A 17,251-nucleotide genomic window follows, 5' to 3' on the forward strand; every position below is an offset into this window, starting at 1 on the left:
GTTAGAGCCCGAGATCGGCCTCGAACGCACCCTCTTCGAGCCGGCGCTTGATCGTGGTGACGAAGCGGCCGGCGTCGGCGCCGTCGATGAGGCGGTGATCGTAGGTCAACGGGAGGTAGCTGACCGACCGCACACCGATCGACTCGTTGCCGTACTCGTCGACGATCACGCGCGGACGCTTGACGATCGCGCCGGTGCCCAGCATGGCCGCCTGCGGCGGCACCAGGATCGGCGTGTCGAACAGCGCGCCCTGGCTGCCGATGTTGGTGATCGTGAACGTGCCGCCGGACAGCTCGTCGGGCTTGAGGTCACCGGAGCGGGCGCGGGCGGCGATGTCGGCGATCGCCCGGGCCAGCCCGGCCAGCGACAGGTCGCCGGCGTTCTTGATCACCGGCGACAGCAGACCCTGCTCGGTGTCCACCGCGAAGCCGAGGTGCTCGGCGTCGTAGTAGGTGATCTCCTTGGTGTCCTCGTTGTAGCTGGCGTTGACGTTCGGGTGCGCCTTGAGCGCGTCGATCACCGCGCGCGCGATGAACGGCAGGTACGTCAGGTTCACGCCCTCGCGCTCGGCGAAGTCCTTCTTGGCCCGGGCCCGCAGCGCCACGATCTTGGTCATGTCGACCTCGTGCGTCTGGGTGAGCTGCGCGGTGGCCTGCAGCGACTCGCGGGTCTTCTTCGCCGTGAGCTGACGGATGCGGGTGGCCTTCTGCGTGGTGCCGCGCAGGTGGGCCAGCGGCGCGTCGGCGGCGTTGGCATCCGCCGGGGCCATGGCCGCGGCCGGCGCCTTGGCGGGGGCCTCGGCGGCCTGTTCGGTGCCGGACTTCTGCTGCTTGTTCGCCTCGGCCGCGGCCAGCACGTCCTGCTTGCGGATGCGTCCGCCCACGCCGGTGCCCTTGATCGAGGCGAGGTCGACGTCGTTCTCGGCGGCCAGCTTGCGCACCAGCGGCGTCACGTACGGGCCGCTGTCACCCGACTCGGCCTCCTTGGCCTGGGGCTGGCCGTCCTGCTTGGGCTCGGACTTCGGTTCGGGCTTGGGCTCGGACTTCGGTTCGGGCTTGGGCTCCGGCTTGGGTTCGGGCTTGGGCTCCGGCTTCGGCTCCGGCTTGGCCTCCTGCTTCGGCTCGGGCTCGGGTTCGGGTTCGGGCTCGCCGCCGGCCTCATCGGCGTCGCCGATCTTGGCGAGCTCACCACCGACCTCGACGGTGTCGTCCTCCTCGGCGATGATCTCGAGCAGCGTGCCCGCCACCGGGGACGGGATCTCGGTGTCGACCTTGTCGGTGGACACCTCCAGCAGCGGCTCGTCGACCTCGACGCTGTCGCCCACCTTCTTCAGCCAGCGGGTGACGGTGCCCTCGGTGACCGACTCACCGAGCTCGGGCATCGTCACCGGCGTCGCCGAGCCCGAGGACTTCGGCTTCGACTGCGCCTTGGGCTCGGGCTTGGACTCGGGTTCCGGCTCGCTCTCGGTCTCCTCGGCCGCCGGCTCGGGCTGCGACGCCGGCTCCTCGGCGGACTTCTCCTCCTCGGCCGACTCAGCTGAGTCATCGGAGTCACCGGAGTCATCGGAATCGCCTGCGCCGTCGCCGATCACGGCGAGCTCGCCGCCGACCTCGACCGTGTCGTCCTCCTGGGCGACGATCTTCTGCAGCACACCGGATGCGGGAGCCGGGATCTCGGTGTCAACCTTGTCGGTCGACACTTCCAGTAATGGCTCGTCCTGTTCGACGGTGTCACCCTCTTGCTTGAGCCACCGGGTGACGGTGCCTTCGGTGACGCTCTCACCGAGTGCGGGCATCTGGACAGAGACGGCCATGTGTGTTGGCTCCTTCGAACGATCAGTCGCGTGGGTGGGCGAACGTCGCGACCCATCCTTCCACGTTCGGTCCCGCACTTCGTCGAGGACTCGGTTAGTGGTCGCTCTGGCAAGATCGAAGAAGGTCGAGAAGGGAGCCGAGGCACAAGGTGGGACTGTTCGACAAGTTGCGGGGCCGGCGCGCCGCGCGGGGCGACGGCCGCGATCCCGCAGCCGATCTGCGGTACCTCAGACAGTGGGTGGCCGACCACCAGGGCGTCGAGGCGTTCATCGAACCGCGCACCACGGTCACCGACGTCACCGTCGTCCTCGTCGCCGCCGACGGTGAGTGGACGCGGCGGCGCGCCGGGGGAGACGCCGGCGCCCGCCGCCTGTCCGACCGGCTGAAGATTCCCGTCTACGACGTCCAGAAAGTCGGCTACCCGCAGCGCATGCGTGACTATGACGCCCGCCGACGCATCGAACGCAAACGCGCACTCCGAGAGGAACTCGACGGATGACGGCCCAGCGCCCCGAGCCCCGCTTCGTCGACAGCACCGACGGCGTCCGCGTCGCGGTGTACACCGACGGCGACCCCGACCGGCCCACGCTGATCCTCGTCCACGGCTGGCCGGACTCCCACGTGGTGTGGGACGGCGTCGTCGCTCAGCTCGGCGAGCGCTTCCACATCGTGCGCTACGACAACCGCGGCGTCGGGCTGACCTCGACGCCGAGGAAGTCCTCGGCCTACACCACCGCGCGCTACGCCGACGACTTCGCCGCCGTCGCCGACGCGCTGAGCCCCGACCGGCCGGTGCACGTCGTCGCCCACGACTGGGGGTCGACGGGTATGTGGGAGTACCTGGCCCGACCGGAGGCGGTCGACCGGGTCGCGTCGTTCACCTCGCTGTCCGGCCCCAGCATCGACCACGTCCGCCGGTATGTGCTCGACGCGCTCAAGCGCCCCCACCGCCCGGTGCGGCTGGCCCGCGCGCTGGGTCAGCTGCTGCGGCTGTCCTACATGGCGTTCTTCTCGGTCCCGCTGGTGGCGCCCGCCGCGGTGCGGACCCTGATCGCCGAGGGGCTGCGCCAGTACCAGCGGGTCGGCGAAGGCGTCCCGGCCGAGCGGCTGCACCACTCGCCGACCTACCGGCGCGACGCCGCGCGCAGCCTGAAGGTGTACCGCGCCAACTACTTCGGCTCCCTGCTGCGGCCCGGCCGCAAGGACCACGTCGTCGACGTGCCGGTGCAGCTCATCGTCAACACCGGCGACGCGTTCATCCGGCCCCACCTCTACGCGGAGACCCCGCGGTGGGTGCCGCGGCTGTGGCGGCGCGACCTGCGCGCCGGCCACTGGTCGCCGATGTCGCATCCGCAGGTGATCGCCCGCGCGGTCACCGAGTTCGCCGACCACCTCGACGGCGGGCCCGAGGCCCGGGCCCTGCGCCGCGCCCGCGTCGGCGAGGCCCGGCCGCCGTTCGCGCACACGCTGGTGTCGGTGACCGGCGCCGGCAGCGGCATCGGCCGCGAAACCGCGCTGGCGTTCGCCCGCGACGGCGCCGAACTGGTGGTCAGTGACATCGACGAGGCCGCTGCCAAGGACACCGCCGCGGCGATCACCGCCGCAGGCGGCGTCGCACACCCGTATGTCCTCGACGTCTCCGACGCCGACGCGGTCGAACGCTTCGCCGACGAGGTCTGCGCGGCCCACGGCGTGCCCGACATCGTGGTCAACAACGCCGGGGTCGGGCAGGCCGGCCGCTTCCTCGACACCCCGGCCGAACAGTGGGACCGCGTGCTGGACGTGAACCTCGGCGGCGTGGTCAACGGCTGCCGCGCGTTCGCCCGCCGCCTCGTCGACCGGGGGACCGGTGGCCACATCGTCAACGTGGCCTCGATGGCGTCCTACGCGCCGCTGCAGTCGCTCAACGCCTACTGCACGTCCAAGGCCGCGGTCTACATGTTCTCCGACTGCCTGCGCGCCGAACTCGACGCCGCCGACATCGGCCTGACCACGATCTGCCCCGGCATCATCGCCACCAACATCGTCTCGGCCACCCAGATCGACGCGCCGCAGGGCCGCCGCGCCGACGTCGCCGGGCGCCGCAGACAGCTCGAGGCGATGTTCGCCGCGCGACGCTACGGCCCCGACAGGGTCGCCAAGGCGATCCTCGCGTCGGTCAAGTCCGGCAAGGCGATCCGGCCCGTCGCACCCGAGGCGTACCTGGTGTACGGCACGTCGCGGCTGGCGCCGCAGGTGCTGCGCAGCACCGCCCGCGCCCGCGTGCTCTAGCCGTTGCTCGCGATGTCCTCCAGGACCGCGAACATCGTCCGCGTCGGCACCCCGGTGCCGCCCTTGGGGGTGTAGCCCCACGGCCCGCCGGTGTTGTAGGCCGGCGCCGCGATGTCGACGTGCGCCCACTGCACACCCTCGGCGACGAACTCGCGCAGGTACGTGCCTGCCACCAGCATGCCGGCGTAGCGCGACCCGCTGACGTTGGCGAGGTCGGCCACCGTCGACTTCAGATCGTCCTTCAATTCTTCGGGCAGCGGCATCGCCCAGCCGTTCTCACCGACCTGCTGCGACAGCGCGGCCACCCGGTCGCGGAACGCGTCGCTGCCCATCACACCGGGCGTGCGCGCACCGAGCGCCACGGTCTGCGCGCCGGTCAGCGTCGACGTCTCGATCAGGTAGTCCGGGTTGTCCTCGCAGGCCCGCACGATCGCGTCGGCCAGGATCAGCCGGCCCTCGGCGTCGGTGTTGAGCACCTCCACGGTGGTGCCGCCGTACTGGGTGAGCACGTCGCCGGGGCGCTGTGCGGTCGCCGAGGGCATGTTCTCGGCCATCGGCACCGTGGCGATCACGTCGATCGGCAACTTCTGCTTGGCCGCGAGCACCACGGTCGCGATGACCGCCGCCGCGCCGCCCATGTCGGAGGTCATGTGGTGCATGTTGGCGGCCGGCTTGATCGAGATGCCGCCGGTGTCGAACGTGATGCCCTTGCCGACCAGGGCGACCCTCTTGCCCTTCCGTTTGGCGCCCGTGTGGCTCAGCCGCACCAGCCGCGGCAGCCGCGACGAGCCCTTGCCGACGCCCACGATGCCGCCGTAGCCGCCCTTGGCCAGCGCCTTGTCGTCGAGGATCTCGACCTCCAGGCCCACCGACTCGCCGAGCGCGCGCGCCCGCTTGGCGAACTCGTCGGGGTAGAGGTGGCTGGGCGGGGTGTTGACGAAATCGCGGGCGGTCGCGACGGCGGTCGCGATGTCGGTGGCGCGCTGCGCGGTGTCGCGCGCCGCGCTCTTCGATTCCGCCGACAGCGCGGTGATCGCACGCAGCCCCTCGTCCTTCGGTGCGGTCTTGGCGCTGCGGAAGTCGGTGAACCGGTAGCTGCCCATGATCAGGCCCTCGATCGCGGCCGACAGGTCCAGCGCCGACAGCGTGGTCAGCACCGAACCCGCCTTGTCGAGCGCGCGGGCCGCGGTACCGGCCGCGCGACGGACCGTGTCGGCGGGCCACTCGTCACGCGGCTTGCCCACCCCGACGGTCAGGACGCTGGCCACCGGCAGCGCGTCGATCACCAGGCGGTGCGTCTGCCCCTCGCCGCCGGTCGCGCCGAGCGCGCCGAGCGCGGACTCGATCGCGGCGACCGCCGACCCGTCGAGGAACGGCTCGGCGGCGAGCACACGCGCCGTGTCGTCACGACTGACGACCGGCACGATGAGCACGGCCTCGCCCACGCCGCGGCGCGGCACGGACGAGCTGACGGTGACGGTGGGGGCCTGGTAGCCGGGATCGGAGCTCACGGGAATCCACCCTAAGGTGTGAAGCGTGAGCGAACCCCTGCACGGCCCCCTCGAAGACCGGCACCGCGACCTGGGTGCGACGTTCGCCGAATTCGGCGGCTGGCTGATGCCGGTGTCGTACGCCGGCACCGTGGCCGAGCACACCGCCACCCGCACCACCGTGGGGCTGTTCGACGTCAGCCACCTCGGCAAGGCGCTGGTGAAGGGCCCGGGGGCGGCGGCCTACGTCAACTCCGCGCTGACCAACGACCTGGGCCGCATCGGCCCGGGTAAGGCGCAGTACACGTTGTGCTGCAACGAGTCCGGCGGCGTGGTCGACGACCTGATCGCCTACTACGTCTCCGACGACGAGATCTTCCTGGTGCCCAACGCCGCCAACACCGCCGCGGTGGTGGCCGCGCTGGCCGACCGGGCGCCCGACGGGATCACCGTCACCGACGAGCACCGCTCGTTCGCGGTGCTGGCGGTGCAGGGCCCGAAGTCCGCCGAGGTGCTCACCGCGCTCGGCCTGCCGACCGACATGGACTACATGGGGTACGCCGACGCCGATCTGGGCGGCGCCGTCGTGCGGGTGTGCCGCACCGGGTACACCGGCGAGCAGGGCTTCGAACTGCTTCCGTCGTGGGACGACGCGCCTGCGGTGTTCGACGCGCTCGTGGGCGCGGTGCGCGACGCCGGCGGCGAGCTCGCCGGGCTGGGCGCGCGCGACACCCTGCGCACCGAAATGGGTTACCCGCTGCACGGCCACGAGCTGTCGCTGGAGATCTCGCCGCTGCAGGCGCGGTGCGGCTGGGCGGTCGGCTGGCGCAAGGACGCTTTCTGGGGCCGCGACGCACTGCTCGCCGAGAAGGAGGCCGGCCCGGCGCGCACGCTGCGCGGCCTCAAGGCCGTCGGGCGCGGGGTGCTGCGGCCCGACCTCACCGTCTACGACGGGGACACCGCCGTCGGCGTCACCACCTCGGGCACGTTCTCGCCGAGCCTCAAGGCCGGCATCGCGCTGGCGCTGCTCGACACCGGGCACGACGTCGCCGACGGGGCCACCGTCGAGGTGGACGTGCGCGGTCGGCGGGTCGCGTGCGAGGTGGTCAAGCCGCCGTTCGTGCAGGCCCGGACCCGATAGACCGGGCCGCCCGCGGCCACGGAAATCCGCTGGCCGCCGGTTATACAATCGCTCCATGACTGACGGCCCCCTCGAGTTCACCGTTGACCGCAACGCGGAGCCGGCGACCGACGAGGTACGGGCCGGCATCCTGGCCAACCCCGGGTTCGGCCGGTACCACACCGACCACATGGTCTCGATCGACTACACCGCCGACGCCGGCTGGCACAACGCGCGGGTAATCCCTTACGGCCCCATCGAACTCGACCCGTCGGCGGTGGTTCTGCACTACGCGCAGGAGGTCTTCGAAGGGCTCAAGGCCTACCGGTGGGCCGACGGTTCGGTGGTGTCGTTCCGGCCGGAGGCCAACGCCGCCCGGCTGCGGACCTCCGCCCGCCGGCTGGCCATCCCGGAGCTGCCCGACGAGGCGTTCATCGAATCGCTGCGCCAGCTCATCGCCGTCGACGAACAGTGGGTGCCCCCGGCGGGCGGTGAGGAGTCCCTGTACCTGCGGCCGTTCATCATCGCCACCGAACCGGGACTGGGCGTGCGGCCCGCCAACGAGTACCGCTACCTGGTCATCGGGTCACCGGCCGGGGCGTACTTCCCGCGCGGCATCAAACCGGTCAGCGTGTGGCTGTCGCACGAATACGTGCGGGCCAGCCCGGGCGGCACCGGCGCGGCCAAGTTCGGCGGCAACTACGCCGCCTCGTTGCTCGCCCAGGCGCAGGCCACCGAGAAGGGCTGCGACCAGGTGGTGTGGCTGGACGCCATCGAACGCCGCTACGTCGAGGAGATGGGCGGGATGAACCTGTTCTTCGTCTTCGGCAGCGGCGGTTCGGCGCGGCTGGTCACCCCTGAGCTGAGCGGTTCACTGCTGCCGGGTATCACGCGGGATTCGTTGCTGCAGTTGGCCACCGACGCCGGCTTCGCCGTCGAGGAGCGCAAGATCGACGTCGACGAGTGGCAGAAGAAGGCCGCCGCCGGGGAGATCAGCGAGGTGTTCGCCTGCGGGACCGCGGCCGTCATCACCCCGGTCAGCCACGTCAAGCACACCGACGGGGAGTTCACCATCGCCGACGGCGAACCCGGTGAGGTCACCATGGCGCTGCGCGACACGCTGACCGGAATTCAGCGCGGCACCTTCGCCGACACCCACGGCTGGATGGCCAAGCTCAACTGAGGCCTCAGGCCGAGACGCCGGCCTCGTCGAACGTCGCCATCGCGGCCAGTGCGGCCACCGCCGCGCGGACCACGGGCAGCGCGACGGCGGCGCCGGTGCCTTCGCCGAGCCGCATGCCGAGGTCGACTATCGGGTCGAGTTCCAGGTGGTCGAGCGCCAGCCTGTGCCCGGGCTCGGGGGAGCGGTGTCCGGCCTGCCACCACTGCCGGGCACCCGGCGCCAGCCGGTCGGCGACCAGCGCCGCGGCGGTCACGACGAGCCCGTCGAGCAGCACCGGGGTGCGCCGCACCGCGGCCTGTGCACAGAACCCCGCCATCGCCGCGAGGTCGGCTCCACCGCAGACCTGAAGCAGCGCAACAGGATCGGTGACGACGGCGCGGGCCCGGTACATGGCGTCGCGCACGGCGGCGGTCTTGCGCGCCCAGCCGTCGTCGTCGACGCCGGTGCCGCGACCCACCACCGCCACCGGTTCGGTGCGGGTCAGGATCGCGATCAACGCGGTGGCCGCGGTGGTGTTGCCGATCCCCATGTCGCCGGCGATCAACAGGTCGGCGCCCGCATCGACCTCCTCGTCGGCGACGCGACGGCCCGCCGCCAGCGCCGCCTCGGTCTCCTCGGCGCTCAGCGCGTCCTCGACCGCGATGTTGCCGCTGCCGCGACGCACCTTCACCGCGCCGACCGCGGGGGACAGCGGCGCTTCGACGTCCACCGCGACGTCCACCACCCGCACGCCGGCGCCCGCCGCGTCGGCCAGCGCGTTGATCGCCGCGCCGCCGGTGGCGATGTTGGTCACCATCTGGGCGGTGACCTCCGCGGGATACGCCGACACACCCGCCGCCGCCACGCCGTGGTCACCGGCGAAGACGACGACACGGGGTCGGACGAACTGCTGCGGCGGGCAGGCGCCCTGACAGGACGCCACCCACACCGACAGGTCCTCGAGCCGGCCCAGCGCCCCGCGGGGTTTGGTGAGCCGGTCCTGACGGGCGCGGGCCTCGGCCGCCACACCCGGATCCGGCGGGACCACGTCGGCGAACGCGGTATCGGTCACGACGACGGTCAGGCGACTTTGGCGCCGCGGTCGACCTGGGGTCGCGGCGCCCGCATCCGGCGCATCTGCGAGGCCCGGCTGGCCGCGTAGAAGCCCAGCTTCCAACCGGTTTCGGTGTTGTCCGGGAACTTCTCGTCGACCATCCGGTTGACGCGGCGACCCACCAGGAAGCCGTCGACGATCATGATCAGTACCAGTACCAGCATGGCCGGGGAGAGCATCCGCTGCACCTCGATCGACGGCACGGCCAGCATGATGAAGATCAGCGCCAGCGCGGCGGGCATGAACAGGCCCAGCACGTTGCGGCGGGAGTCGACGATGTCGCGGGCGTAGCGGCGCACCGGTCCCTTGTCACGGGGCAGCAGGTAGGCGTCCTCGCCGGCCATCATCTTCTCGCGGCGCTCGGACATCGAGGCCCGGCGCTCCAGACGTTCGGCCTTGCGCTCCTCGCGGCTGAGTTTCGGGCCGCGCATCTCCTTGCGGCGCTTGCGCGCCTCGGCGGCGGTCAGCGGCGCGGGTGCGACGGGACCGCGCCGCCTGGCGGCGTCCCGCTTCGGGGTGGGCCTGCCCTTGGGCGCGGTGCCGCGGAACTCGCCGGCCGGGGCCTCGGCATCGGTCTCCGAGGCCGCGATCGCGGTGTCCCCGGGTTGTTCGTCGTCGTTCTTGCGGCCCAGCAGTCTCACGCCTGCCAGGTTACTTGGCCTCGGCGGGCCGTCGGCGAGGCGGGCGTCACGGTCGGGAATAGCCGACGAGCAAGGTACCGTTGACGACAGCGGGTCTGACTGTGCCGGGCCCCGCCATCGACCACCCCGCAGGGATGCAAAGGGAGAGCAATGACTGTTCACGACGAGTCGGCGACCGCCACCGCAACCCACGGTGTGCTGCTCACTGACGCCGCAGCCGCCAAGGCCAAGGCCCTGCTCGACCAGGAGGGCCGCGACGACCTCGCGCTGCGGATCGCCGTGCAGCCCGGTGGCTGCGCCGGCCTGCGCTACAACCTCTTCTTCGACGACCGGTCGCTCGACGGTGACCTGACCGCCGAGTTCGGCGGCGTGAACCTGACCGTCGACCGGATGAGCGCCCCCTACGTGCAGGGCGCCACCATCGACTTCGTCGACACCATCGAGAAGCAGGGCTTCACGATCGACAACCCGAACGCCACCGGCTCCTGCGCCTGCGGCGATTCGTTCAACTGACGCTGCTCAGTACTGGCCGCCGCTGCGCAGCAGGTAGGAGCACACCAGCACGTCGTCCCCCTGGATGAGGAGCTGAGCGATCGCCTGCTCCTCCTCGTCCGGGGGTTCCTGACCGCGCGTCGATCCCCCTGCGGGCGCGACCCGCATCGTGAACAGCACCTGCGCCTGGTTGGGTGACCACTGCACGATCGTGTCGATCGAGGTGACCTCCGCGCGGCTGAACTGCTTGCGGAACGCGTCGCCGGCCAGCCCGGCCAGGGCCAGGTCCGATCGCTTCTCCTTGACGTCGTCGTACAGCCCGCACAGCGTGTTGCGGGCGACGGTCTCGTCGTCGCCGTCGGCCAGCGCATCGAGATAGTTCTGGATCGCTGTGCGTGCGGCCTGATCGCTCAGCGGGCCGCCGCTGTCGCGCTCGCCGCCGGAGAACGTCACGACCAGCACCGTGGCCACCACCGCGAGAATCGCGAGCACCGCCAGCGTCCCGAACACCAGCTTCTTGCGGTTGCGCTTCGGATACGGCATCGGCGGCGGCATCATGCCGGGGTAGGGCGACGGCACCGCCGGATACGGGTGCGGCGGGGGTTGCTGCGCCTGGTGCGGGGGGAGCGGGTGCTGGGGGTAGGACTCCGGGTAGGGGTACGGGCCAGCCATCAAATACGTCGCTCCCAGGAGTTGTCCGGTCAGATCGCGTGTCTACAGTGACCGCACGGGCACTTGTACGCAGGTTAGCGCACCGGCCCCGGCGGGCCCGGGCACCGGCGGGACGCCGGGATCGGCCGCTAGGGTGGCTAGACACGTTAACGAACTGAAGGGGAACGCTTCGTGACCATTGCGGTGACCGGGTCGATCGCGACCGACCATCTGATGCGGTTCCCCGGCAAGTTCTCCGAACAACTGCTGCCCGAGCACCTGCAGAAGGTGTCGCTGAGTTTCCTGGTCGACGACCTGGTCATGCACCGCGGCGGGGTGGCAGGCAACATGGCGTTCGCGATCGGCGTCCTCGGCGGCGACGTCGCCCTCGTCGGGGCCGTCGGGCAGGACTTCGACGACTATCGCAGCTGGCTGGAGTCCGTCGGCGTGGACACCGAGAGCGTGCTGGTCTCCGATTCGGCGTACACCGCGCGGTTCGTGTGCACCACCGACGAGGCCATGGCGCAGATCGCGTCGTTCTATCCCGGCGCGATGTCCGAGGCGCGCAACATCGCGCTGGCCGACGTGGTGAAACGCCTGGGCGAGCCGGAACTGGTCATCATCGGGGCCAACGACCCCGAGGCGATGTTCCTGCACACCGAGGAGTGCCGCAGCCTGGGTCTGCCGTTCGCCGCCGACCCGTCCCAGCAGCTGGCCCGGCTCTCCGGTGAGGAGATCCGCAAGCTCATCGACGGCGCCGCCTACCTGTTCACCAATGACTACGAGTGGGACCTGCTGCTGCAGAAGAGCGGCTGGAGCGAGGCCGAGGTGATGAACCAGATCGGCCTGCGCGTCACCACGCTGGGCCCCAAGGGCGTCGACCTGGTCAGCTCCGACGGCACCTTCATCCACGTCGACGTCGTTCCCGAGAAGCACGTCGCCGACCCCACCGGCATCGGCGACGCGTTCCGGGCCGGCTTCCTGACCGGCCGCAGCGCCGGCCTGAGCCTGGAGCGGTCCGCCCAGCTGGCGTCGCTGGTCGCGGTGCTGGTGTTCGAGGCGCCCGGCCCGCAGGAGTGGACCTGGGACCGCGAGGAGGCCATCGAGCGGCTGACCGGGGCCTACGGTGCCGACGCCGGCCGGGAGATCGCCCAGGCGCTGGCCTGACCCCTAGAGCTGCACCGGGTAGTGCGGCTCGTCGATCTGCGGGGTGACGCTGCCCTCGACGAAGATCGCGTGCCACAGCATGAAGATCAGCACCGTCCACAGCCGCCGGCTGTGATCGCTGACGCCGGTGCGGTGCTCGTCGAGCATTCCGCGCACGGCGGCCAGGTCGATCAGCTCACCGGTCTGTGAGGCGTCGACGGTGGCATACGCCCACTCGAGCAGTTCACCGGCCCGCAACCAGTGCCGGATAGGCACGGGGAAGCCGAGTTTGGGCCGGTTGAGCACATGCGGCGGGATCACCGGCTCCAGCGCCCGGCGCAGCGCGAACTTCGTGGTGGCGCGGGTGATCTTCTGTTCCAGCGGCAGCCGCGCGGCGACCGCGAACACCTCCGGGTCGAGGAACGGCACCCGCAGTTCCAGTGAATTGGCCATCGTCATCTTGTCGGCCTTGACCAGGATGTCGCCGCGCAGCCAGGTGAACATGTCGATGTGCTGCATGCGCGCCACCGGATCCCAGCCGGCGGACTCGGCGTAGACCGGTGCGGTGATGTCGGTGTGCGTCCAGTCGGGGGAGAACCGCCGCAGCACCGCGCGCAGCTGCGCGTCGGAGAAGCTGCGCGCGTTGCCGTAGTACCGCTCCTCGAGGCTCAGCGATCCGCGGTGCAGCAGGCTCTTGCCGCGCATCCCCTCGGGCAGCGGTCCGGACGCCCGGCCCAGCGAGCGCCGCACCGGCCGGGGCAGATAGTCGAACGCCCGCAGCGACAGCGGTTCGCGGTAGATGGTGTAGCCGCCGAACAGCTCGTCGGCGCCCTCACCGGACAGCACGACCTTCACGTGTTTGCGCGCTTCGCGGGCGATGAAGTACAGCGGCACCAGCGCCGGATCGGCGACCGGCTCGTCGAGGTACCAGACGATCGATGGCAGTGCCTCGACGAACTCGGCCTGGCTGACCACCTTGGTGATGTGGCGCGCGCCGATCGCCTCCGCCGACGCCGCCGCCACGTCGACCTCCGAGAAGCCCTCCCGCTCGAAGCCGGTGGTGAACGTGATCAGCCGCGGGTTGTGGCGCATCGCCAGCGCGGCGATCGCGGTCGAGTCGATGCCGCCGGACAGGAACGACCCGACGGTCACGTCGGCGCGCATGTGCTTGGCGACCGAATCCTCGAGCACCGCGGTGATCTCGTCGTAGCGCGCCTGCTCACCAGCGGCCGCGAACGGCCGGGCGTCGAATCGCGGGGTGAAGTAACGCGTCACCTCCGCCCGCCCGCCCGGGCGCACCCGGGCGTAGCTGCCCGACTCGAGCCGGCGCACGCCACGGTGCAGCGTCTCCGGTTCGGGCACGTACTGCAGCACCGTGTAGTGCTGCAGCGCCCGGTCGTCGAGCGTCAGGTCCAGGCCGAGTTCGTCGGCGACCGCCAGCAGGCACTTCTTCTCGCTGCCCACCGCGGTGCCGCCCGGGCCGGTCGCCAGGTACAGCGGTTTGATGCCGAAGGGGTCGCGGGCGCAGAACAGCTCCCGTTCTTCGGTGTCCCACAGCGCGAACGCGAACATGCCGCGCAACCGGGTCAGCGCGGCGGTGCCCCAGTGGTGATAGGCGGCGATGATCGCCTCGCCGTCCCCGTCGGTGGCGAACTCGGCGCCGCAGGTGTCGTGCAACTCACGCCGCAGTTCCAGGTAGTTGTAGATCTCGCCGTTGAAGACCAGCACGTAGCGGTCGGGCGACTCGGGCGGGCCCCACCGCAGCGGCTGATGGCTGTGGGCGATGTCGATGATCGACAGCCGGTTGAAGCCCAGCACGATGCCCGGCGCGGCGTCGTCGTCAGACCAGGTGCCCGGTTCGTCCGGACCCCGGTGACGCATCAGCTCGGCAGCCCCGGAAACCGCCTCCACCAGCGCGGGACCGGGCTGCGCGGACGGGTCTTTGAGGAATGCCAGCAGTCCGCACACGGCGCCAAGTATGCCCAATGCGCTCGTCGCGGGGCACGACGGCACACGAACGTCGGGTGTGTCGAGACCGGCGCGAAGCCGTGGTCTACGCTGCGTAGTAATCACTGGTGGCAACGGACCGCGCCGCGGTCGCTTCACGGAAATCTAGGAGGCGCCAACGTGACCCCTCGTGGGCTGAAGGCGGTGGCACGGAAGGCCGCACTGGTGGCGGTACTCGGTGTCTCAGCGCTCGTGCTCAGCGGCTGCAGCTGGTCGGAGGTGCTGGGCCTGGGCTGGCCGAACGGCATCACGCCGGAAGCGCATCTCAACCGTGAACTGTGGATCGGTTCGGTCATCGCGGCGCTGGTCGTCGGCGGCATCGTCTACGTGCTGATCTTCTGGACCAGCGCGTTCCACCGCAAGAAGGCGGGTGACGAGGAGTTCCCGCGCCAGTTCGGCTACAACATGCCGCTGGAGCTCGCGCTGACCGTGATCCCGTTCCTGATCATCTCGGTGCTGTTCTACTTCACCGTCGTGGTGCAGGAGCAGATGCTGGCCAAGGAGGACAACCCCGAGGTCGTCATCGACGTCACCGCGTTCCAGTGGAACTGGAAGTTCGGCTACAACCAGGTCCGCTTCGCCGACGGGACCATCAACTACGACGGCACCGACCCCGAGCGCTCGGAGGCCGTCGCCTCGCGACCGGGTGAGCAGGGTCATATCGGCGAAGAGGGTGCGCACGGCCCCGAGCACGGTGCCATCCACGGCAAGACCCCCGAAGACCGCAGCTACCTCGCCTTCGACGAGGTCGAGACCCTCGGCACCACCGAGGAGATCCCGATTCTGGTCCTGCCGACCGGCAAGCGCATCGAGTTCCGCATCGCCTCGGCCGACGTCATCCACGGCTTCTGGGTGCCGGAGTTCCTGTTCAAGCGCGACGTCCTGCCGGACCCGCAGCAGAACAACTCCGACAACATCTTCCAGATCACCGAGATCATGGAGACCGGTGCGTTCGTCGGCCGGTGCACGGAGATGTGCGGCACCTACCACGCGATGATGAATTTCGAGGTGCGTGTGGTGGAGCCCAACGACTTCAAGGCCTACCTCGACCGGCGGATCGCGGGTGCGACCAACGCCGAGGCGCTCGAGGCCATCAACCAGGAACCGACCGCTGTCACCACCCGGCCGTTCGACTCCCGCCGCGGTGAGATGGCCCCGCAAGCGAGCAAGTAGGACGTCTCAATGCACATTGAAGCCAGGTTGTTCGAGTTCCTCACCGCGTTCTTCGCGCTGTCGACGGTGGTCTACGCGGTGCTGACCGCGGTCTTCAGCCCGGGTGGCGTCGAGTGGGCCGGTACCACCGCGCTCGCGCTGACCACCGGCCTGACCCTGATCACCGGCACCTTCTTCCGGTTCGTCGCCCGCCGGCTCGACACCCGGCCCGAGGACTACGAGGACGCCGAGATCAGCGACGGCGCCGGCGAACTGGGCTTCTTCGCCCCGCACAGCTGGTGGCCGATCCTGATCGCGCTGTCCTTCTCCACCGCCGCGGTCGGCGCCGCGCTGTGGCTGCCGTGGCTGATCGTCGCGGGCATCGTGTTCGTGCTGACGTCCGCGGCCGGCCTGGTCTTCGAGTACCACTGGGGCCCGGAAAAGCACTGACCCGCTGTCGGTCGACACGAAGATCACAAATCAGGCACCACTTGGCCGGCCGACCGTCTGTGACGGTCGCCGGTCACTCGTGGTTCGGTAGTGTTGCCGAGGCGCGGTGAGCCGCTGTGGCCGCACGCCCGCGCCGGTGACGCAGTCTCGAGAAGGATAGGCGTAGATGAGCGGGCCGAATCCCCCAGGACCGGACTCGCCGGGGCCGGAGGGGTCCGGGCGGGAGGGTGGCAGACACTCCGCACCCGACGACGCGACCGAGCACGTCGGGGCGTCCGACCCGCCGGCTGCCACCGGCGCGACCGAATCGTATGCGCAGGCCTACTCGGCCCCGGAGTCCGAGCAGTTCGTCAGCGGGCCCTATGTCCCCGCCGACCCTGCGCTCTACGACTACGACACCTATGACCCTGGCCCTGGCGCCGTCGAGGACCAGCCGCCACCGCGCTGGCCATGGGTGGTCGGGGTCACTGCGATCATCGCCGCCATCTCACTGGTGGTGTCGGTGGCTCTGCTGGTGACCAGTACCGACACCGACCAGCTCGCGACGCCGGAGACCACGACCACTGCACCCGCGCCGCCGGTGCAGGACGAGATCACCACGACGACGCCACCGCCCCCGCCTCCGCCGCCCCCGCCGACCACGCAGCCGCCACCTCCGCCGCCGCCGGAGACGGTCACGGTGACCGAACCGCCGCCACCACCCCCACCGCCGCCGGCCGCTGAGGAACCGCCTCCGCCGCCCCCGGCGACCACGACTCCGCCGCCCGCGCCGCCGACGACCACGACGCCGGCGGGCCCGCGGCAGGTGACCTACTCGGTGACCGGGACGAAGGCGCCGGGCGACATCATCACGGTCACCTACACCGACGCCAACGGCAGGTCCCGCACACAGCGCAACGTCTACATCCCGTGGTCACTGACCGTGACCCCGATCTCGCAGTCGGAGGTGGGTTCGGTGCAGGCGTCGAGTCTGTTCCTGGTGAGCAGGTTGAACTGTTCGATCACGACCAACGACGGGACGGTGTTGTCGTCGAACACCGGTAACTCCGCGCAGACCAGCTGCTGATGAGCTACGCCACCTCCACCGCGGAGACGTCGCGGTCGCGCCTGGGCGCAGCGGGCGACCATCTGGACCGCATCCTCTTCGGGGCCTGCGCCATCGTGTGGCTCGCCGCGCTGGGCACCGGCGTCGCCGCGACCGTCGCGCTGGTCGAACTCGGCCGGACCCCGGCGCCGGCGTCCGGCGGGTCCGGCACGCCATGGGCGCTCTACACCGTCATCGGTGTGTCGGCGGTCATCATCGTCGGCGCCGTGCCGCTGCTCCTGCGGGCGCGGCGCAGTGCCCAGGACGAGCCGTCGCTCACGGTGGCGCGTCCGCAGGCCCCGGCGCCCGGGGCGGTCGATCCGGCCACGGAGAAGCTGCGGGTGGCCGGCCTGACGGCCACGGCGGTGCCCAGCCGCCTGGATCCGGGTTACCCGGCGGCCGCCGTCGATCAGCTCTGCCTGCGGTTCGCACTCGTGGTCGCGATCGCGATGGGGGTGGCGATGGTCGCGATCGGCGTCGCCACCTACCTGATGGCCGTCGACAGCGACGTCGCGTCCTGGGTGCTGTACGGCGTCGCCGCGGTCATCACGCTGGCACTGCCGGTGGCGCCGTGGTGGTTCCTGCGGCGGCTGCGCGAGCTCCTCGACGCCTCCTGAGGCCCCCTCTCCCCGTACCGCGAGTCTCCCCGTACCGCGA

General features: G+C 70.8%; 16 protein-coding genes. 10 read left to right on the forward strand and 6 right to left on the reverse strand.

The genetic code is table 11. From position 1 onward, the window contains the following. Position 1: 1 nt before the first annotated feature. A complete protein-coding gene (gene sucB, locus E4P42_RS03440; protein WP_135123039.1) occupies positions 2-1,813 on the reverse strand; it encodes a 2-oxoglutarate dehydrogenase, E2 component, dihydrolipoamide succinyltransferase in 1,812 nt (603 codons plus the stop codon). 149 nt (positions 1,814-1,962) lie between these two features. On the opposite strand from sucB, the gene E4P42_RS03445 reads away from it, so the two are divergent. Together E4P42_RS03445 and E4P42_RS03450 are read left to right on the forward strand one after the other, a co-directional pair. Continuing rightward, entirely contained in the window at positions 1,963-2,313 is a 351-nt protein-coding gene (locus E4P42_RS03445; protein WP_135123041.1) for an oxidoreductase, read from the forward strand. After that, entirely contained in the window at positions 2,310-4,085 is a 1,776-nt protein-coding gene (locus E4P42_RS03450) for an SDR family oxidoreductase (RefSeq protein WP_135123043.1), read from the forward strand. The genes E4P42_RS03445 and E4P42_RS03450 overlap by 4 nt, the downstream gene beginning before the upstream one ends. Here the strand turns inward: E4P42_RS03450 and E4P42_RS03455 are convergent. After that, positions 4,082-5,596, reverse strand: a complete 1,515-nt coding sequence (locus tag E4P42_RS03455; RefSeq protein ID WP_167759339.1) for a leucyl aminopeptidase — start codon at positions 5,594-5,596, stop codon at positions 4,082-4,084. The genes E4P42_RS03450 and E4P42_RS03455 overlap by 4 nt on opposite strands. Before the next feature lie 25 nt (positions 5,597-5,621). Here E4P42_RS03455 and gcvT point away from each other — a divergent pair, with 25 nt between their 5' ends. Both gcvT and E4P42_RS03465 read left to right on the forward strand, forming a co-directional pair. Further along, the gene (gene gcvT, locus E4P42_RS03460) at positions 5,622-6,716 is read left to right on the forward strand and encodes a glycine cleavage system aminomethyltransferase GcvT (protein WP_135123045.1); all 1,095 of its coding nucleotides are present in this window, start codon (positions 5,622-5,624) and stop codon (positions 6,714-6,716) included. Between the two features lie 55 nt (positions 6,717-6,771). After that, positions 6,772-7,878, forward strand: a complete 1,107-nt coding sequence (locus E4P42_RS03465) for a branched-chain amino acid aminotransferase (RefSeq protein WP_135123047.1) — start codon at positions 6,772-6,774, stop codon at positions 7,876-7,878. 4 nt (positions 7,879-7,882) lie between these two features. On the opposite strand, the gene cobT is transcribed toward E4P42_RS03465, so the two are convergent. Together cobT and E4P42_RS03475 are read right to left on the reverse strand one after the other, a co-directional pair. Then, the gene (gene cobT / locus E4P42_RS03470) at positions 7,883-8,929 is read right to left on the reverse strand and encodes a nicotinate-nucleotide--dimethylbenzimidazole phosphoribosyltransferase (RefSeq protein WP_135123049.1); all 1,047 of its coding nucleotides are present in this window, start codon (positions 8,927-8,929) and stop codon (positions 7,883-7,885) included. 8 nt (positions 8,930-8,937) lie between these two features. Beyond that, complete coding sequence (locus E4P42_RS03475; protein WP_135123051.1) at positions 8,938-9,612, reverse strand: DUF3043 domain-containing protein; 675 nt, start codon at positions 9,610-9,612, stop codon at positions 8,938-8,940. Between the two features lie 150 nt (positions 9,613-9,762). Here E4P42_RS03475 and E4P42_RS03480 point away from each other — a divergent pair, with 150 nt between their 5' ends. Further along, positions 9,763-10,125 carry an iron-sulfur cluster assembly accessory protein gene (locus tag E4P42_RS03480; RefSeq protein ID WP_135123053.1) on the forward strand — a complete coding sequence of 121 codons (363 nt, stop codon included), beginning with the start codon at positions 9,763-9,765 and terminating at the stop codon, positions 10,123-10,125. A 6-nt stretch (positions 10,126-10,131) separates the two neighbouring features. On the opposite strand, the gene E4P42_RS03485 is transcribed toward E4P42_RS03480, so the two are convergent. Continuing rightward, on the reverse strand, positions 10,132-10,776 hold the full coding sequence (locus tag E4P42_RS03485; protein WP_135123055.1) for a hypothetical protein: 645 nt from the start codon (positions 10,774-10,776) through the stop codon (positions 10,132-10,134). A 171-nt stretch (positions 10,777-10,947) separates the two neighbouring features. Here E4P42_RS03485 and E4P42_RS03490 point away from each other — a divergent pair, with 171 nt between their 5' ends. Further along, positions 10,948-11,922, forward strand: a complete 975-nt coding sequence (locus tag E4P42_RS03490) for a carbohydrate kinase family protein (RefSeq protein WP_135123057.1) — start codon at positions 10,948-10,950, stop codon at positions 11,920-11,922. A gap of 3 nt (positions 11,923-11,925) precedes the next feature. Here E4P42_RS03490 and asnB read toward each other — a convergent pair whose 3' ends face one another. Next, the gene (gene asnB, locus E4P42_RS03495; RefSeq protein WP_135123059.1) at positions 11,926-13,869 is read right to left on the reverse strand and encodes an asparagine synthase (glutamine-hydrolyzing); all 1,944 of its coding nucleotides are present in this window, start codon (positions 13,867-13,869) and stop codon (positions 11,926-11,928) included. 159 nt (positions 13,870-14,028) lie between these two features. Between asnB and E4P42_RS03500 the strand changes: the two genes are divergently transcribed. The 4 genes from E4P42_RS03500 to E4P42_RS03515 all read left to right on the forward strand — a co-directional run bounded on the left by E4P42_RS03500 (position 14,029) and on the right by E4P42_RS03515 (position 17,211). After that, the gene (locus E4P42_RS03500; RefSeq protein ID WP_135123061.1) at positions 14,029-15,081 is read left to right on the forward strand and encodes a cytochrome c oxidase subunit II; all 1,053 of its coding nucleotides are present in this window, start codon (positions 14,029-14,031) and stop codon (positions 15,079-15,081) included. Between the two features lie 9 nt (positions 15,082-15,090). Then, positions 15,091-15,510, forward strand: a complete 420-nt coding sequence (locus E4P42_RS03505) for a cytochrome c oxidase subunit 4 (protein WP_135123063.1) — start codon at positions 15,091-15,093, stop codon at positions 15,508-15,510. A gap of 166 nt (positions 15,511-15,676) precedes the next feature. Further along, positions 15,677-16,576 carry an MmpS family transport accessory protein gene (locus E4P42_RS03510; RefSeq protein ID WP_135123065.1) on the forward strand — a complete coding sequence of 300 codons (900 nt, stop codon included), beginning with the start codon at positions 15,677-15,679 and terminating at the stop codon, positions 16,574-16,576. Then, positions 16,576-17,211: a DUF2561 family protein gene (locus tag E4P42_RS03515; protein WP_135123067.1), complete on the forward strand. Its 636-nt coding sequence runs from the start codon at positions 16,576-16,578 to the stop codon at positions 17,209-17,211. Before E4P42_RS03510 ends, E4P42_RS03515 begins: the two co-directional genes overlap by 1 nt. Positions 17,212-17,251: the final 40 nt, after the last annotated feature.

The sequence above is a fragment of the Mycobacterium sp. PS03-16 genome (genome assembly GCF_004570325.1).
Lineage (GTDB): Bacteria > Actinomycetota > Actinomycetes > Mycobacteriales > Mycobacteriaceae > Mycobacterium.